At 30.4% G+C, this 4,027-nt stretch carries 2 protein-coding genes and 1 pseudogene; 2 read left to right on the top strand and 1 reads right to left on the bottom strand.

From position 1 onward, the window contains the following. Nucleotides 1–243 precede the first annotated feature (243 nt). Nucleotides 244–1,059, top strand: coding sequence for a flagellin (locus V7024_RS22500; protein WP_335524130.1), 816 nt, complete (start codon nt 244–246; stop codon nt 1,057–1,059). A 253-nt stretch (nt 1,060–1,312) separates the two neighbouring features. Beyond that, nucleotides 1,313–1,695 (top strand): annotated as a pseudogene (locus V7024_RS22495) (sugar phosphate nucleotidyltransferase); the annotation flags it as partial. 315 nt (nt 1,696–2,010) lie between these two features. Here the strand turns inward: V7024_RS22495 and V7024_RS22490 are convergent. Next, nucleotides 2,011–3,906 (bottom strand): tetratricopeptide repeat-containing glycosyltransferase family 2 protein, encoded by a 1,896-nt coding sequence (locus V7024_RS22490; protein WP_335524129.1) that lies wholly within the window; start codon nt 3,904–3,906, stop codon nt 2,011–2,013. Between the last annotated feature and the right edge of the window lie 121 nt (nt 3,907–4,027).

Genomic DNA, 4,027 nt, shown 5'->3' with positions numbered 1-4,027 from the left:
AAAAATATGTGAAGTTATTTATTCTCTATGTTCTCAAAACCCTTGATACATAAGGGTTAAACCAATTTCTATCACTATAATTTTTATATTTAGTATTTTTATATTCATTTATTCCGATAAAGTGTTGACATATTATGAAATACAGATTACAATAAGGTTGTGGTTGATTGATCCGAATATCTTAATAAAAAGATTCAAGGAAAGATCAATTAACAAAAACAAAAAAATTTGGGGGTTTTAATTATGAGAATTAACACTAACATCAACAGCATGCGTACTCAAGAGTACATGCGCCAAAGCCAAGACAAAATGAACACTTCTATGAACCGTTTATCAAGCGGTAAACGCATCAACACTGCAGCTGACGACGCAGCTGGTTTAGCAATCGCTACTCGTATGCGTGCTCGTGAGAGTGGTTTAGGAAAAGCTACTCAAAATACACAAGACGGTATTTCTATGATCCGTACTGCAGAATCTGCTTTAAGTTCTGTATCTAACATTTTAACTCGTATGCGTGACCTTGCTGTTCAATCTGCAAACGGTACGAACAACACTGGTAACCAAACAGATTTAAACAAAGAATTCACAGCTTTAAAAGACCAAATCGATTACATTTCTGCTAATACAGAGTTTAACGACAAACATTTATTAGATGCTGACCAAACTGTTAACATCGAAACACTTGACGGTTCTACTGCTGGTCAACAAATTAAAGTAGTTTTATCTAAAATCGATACAACTTCAATCACTGTTAATGCATCTAAAATCGATACTGAAGCTGACGCTTTAGCATCTGTTAAGAGCATTGATGACGCTCTTGCATTTGTTGCTGGAAAACGCGCTGACCTTGGTGCTACACAAAACCGTTTAGGATTCAACGTAGAAAACTTAAACAACCAAGCTATCAACATGGCAGCTTCTGCTTCTCAAATCGAAGACGCTGATATGGCAAAAGAAATGTCTGAAATGACAAAATTCAAAATCTTAAACGAAGCTGGTATCAGCATGCTTTCTCAAGCAAACCAAACTCCACAAATGATCAGCAAATTATTACAATAATTCATTTGTGTAATATAAAAAAACACATCTCTTTATGGGATGTGTTTTTTATATTCTGTATTTGTCATATTTATTACTATAACCACTCTTCTTTCCTCTTTTCTCTTATTTAATTTTCAATATCATTCCTTCTATAAATATAAAATATTAACAAAACCACTGATATGTTTAGATTTAAAAATATTATAATAACACAAGCTATTATTATGTACAAATACAACTCAAAATGAAGATATTTAGGAGCGAGTACAACATGAAAGGTATTATTCTTGCAGGTGATAGCGGTACAAGACTTTATCCACTAACAAAAGTGATTTCAAAACAATTATTACTTATATACGACAAACCGATGATTTATTATCCTTTATCCGTCTTAATTATTACAGATATTTTAATTATTTCGACACCATAAGATATTCAGCGATTCGAAAAAATTTTCGGTGATGGGGAAAATTTAGGAATTCATTTATCATATGCCGTGCAGTAGTCTCCCGAAGGATTAGCACAAGCATTTCTAATCGGAGAAGATTTCATTGGTAATGACAATGTTGCACTTATTTTAGAAGACAATATTTTTACAGTCAGGACTTAACTCCCCTCCTCCAGCAAGTTGCTTTACGAAAAACAGGTGCAACTTATCAGATTGTCCAATTTAGATACCCCTACCTATGCGGGTAATTTAGAGAATTTCAATAATATTAAGACCATCTCAAATTACACATTTATTAAAGGTGATATTGATAATATGATTAATTTTACAGCAGAATCACATGTAGATCGGAATATTACACATCTGCATATTTTTGTTCAAACAAATACTCAAGTTAGTTTTTGGACGCCTTCCTCTCTTACTTTAGTATAATATCGAACTATTGCATTATATTCTCTTAATAACAACAATAAACTCTGTTTTCAATGAACAAAGTTTATTGTTGTTAAAAAATGATTCACCTATTTAAGTTTTAACCAGTTACTATCCGGAAATTCACGAAGTGCTTTCGTCACAATTGTTCCTCGATTACTTTGTGTTGTTTCAATAGCATACTTATAAAACCGAAAATCTTTTTTAAACTTATCTATTGCTTCTGTTGCCAATAGATAAGCTTCTTCAAATACATGTTGAGAAATAAACCATTCAATCATATTCACATAACCTTGTTTCGTGATTTGATTTCGATCTAACCGTTCATAAAAATCTATTGCAATATCCTCATAACCATTCTCATAAAATAAATCTGCAATTTTTGCATCAATATCTTTATGAACGCTTTTCTTTAATGCAATAAGGCTTTCAACAAAATCTACTTGCTTATAACGAAGTGCTCTTCTCAAAATTGCTAAATATTCCTCTTGCTTCATCTTTTTAGAACGTTTTAATTCTTCGAATAAACATGTAAATATATGCTTGAATTTTGAACTTTTAATCTTTTCTGCTATAAATTCATCTTTTGTAATGTGATATAAAACACATAAATCAGCGAGATCAAATATTCCTTCTTGAATCCCTAATAATACATCATGCTTCTCAAAAATTAATGTCTCATCTTCATTAGATGAACTAGCAATCATACTTCCTTTTAAATTAATTACTTTTATTAGTTTTTTATTTCCCGCTTCTAAATCATTTGTTAATTCTACAGCCAAATCAGCATATCCTTCACTTAGAAGATATTTGATGACATTTAAACGCATTGTATCTGTTTTAACAATATTTTGGTTTAATAAAAACCCATAAACTTCTTTTGCCGTATGATATTTACTTAAAATTCGCGCTATACTACTAATAATAGGAAGCGATGACTCATTCTCATTTAAGACTTTAATATAATGTTTCAATGCTTCTTCATCATTTTTTTCAATTTCACAAATTCCCCCCAGTCGTTCCTGAGGTAAGAAGGATTTACAATCAAAATGATAAACTACGTCACTATATGTTACCTGATTTGCTAAAATAGCTTGATAAACTTGTTTCGCATCATCGAAACGCTTTTGTAAAAGATAAATATCTCCTTTTGAAAAGATAAAATCTGGAGCTGATGGCCACATTATTTCAGCATCCTCAACAATCTTCAATGCATCTTCATATCGCTTTAATTCCATTAAACTTTCTATAATAAAAAATAGACATATCCGTACCCATTCTTCATCTATACTTTCTTTATGTTGATATGCTTTTACAAAAGTATCTAGTGCCTCTTTTGTCTTTTTTAATCTACGTAATTCTTGTCCATAGTTAAAATATGAAAATCCTTTATTCTCTCCTAATTTTAAATCTTGTTTTATTATTTTTAAATTACGATTCTTTTTATCTTGTTTTTCAATTACATGTGCTAAATAACCATAATGGTACAATGTAAGCGATGATAATCTGAATTTTTGTGTCCCAGACACAGCTACTAATTGTTCATGAATTGCGCCATTAAAACGAATTGTCCCATCATTTTTGTATATTCGATTCATTTTATGTGCTGTTGTATTTTGCCCTTCTTCACCTAAAAAACTAATAATCTCTACACTATAAGTGTTATATTCCTCCCCATTTGACTTCATTTCTTTTATAGCTACTTCTATATTTCCTTTCTCTACACATTCATCTGCATCAACTGCAAAAATCCATTCACCACTTGCCTTAGAACCAGCAAAGTTGCGTGCTTCAGCAAAATCATTTGTCCATTCAAAATCATATACTTTATCTGTAAACTCTTTTGCAATTTTCTTTGTGTTATCTGTAGATCCTGTATCAACAACGATAATCTCATCTACTCCATCTTGCAGGGATTCTAAACATCTTTGTAACATATCTTCTTCATTTTTTACAATTAAACATGCTGATAGAAAAGGTTTCATAATAATTTGTTACTCCTTTATTTATAAAAATATAAAATCCTATAATCATTATATTATTATTTTTCGTTTTTTTTAATATTTTTATAAAATGATTTTATATTTTTATTACTTTTTATTTTTT

Origin of the sequence: Bacillus sp. JJ864 (assembly GCF_036963045.1) — a bacterium.
Lineage (GTDB): Bacteria > Bacillota > Bacilli > Bacillales > Bacillaceae_G > Bacillus_A > Bacillus_A pseudomycoides_C.
Note: the sequence above shows the minus strand (reverse complement) of the source record. Positions and strands in the feature narration are given on the sequence as shown.

What these genes read in the sequence shown, in the direction of transcription:
- V7024_RS22500 (WP_335524130.1), top strand. Translation starts at nt 244, where the DNA reads ATGAGAATTAACACTAACATCAACAGCATGCGTACTCAAGAGTACATG.
- V7024_RS22490 (WP_335524129.1), bottom strand. Translation starts at nt 3,906, where the DNA reads ATGAAACCTTTTCTATCAGCATGTTTAATTGTAAAAAATGAAGAAGAT.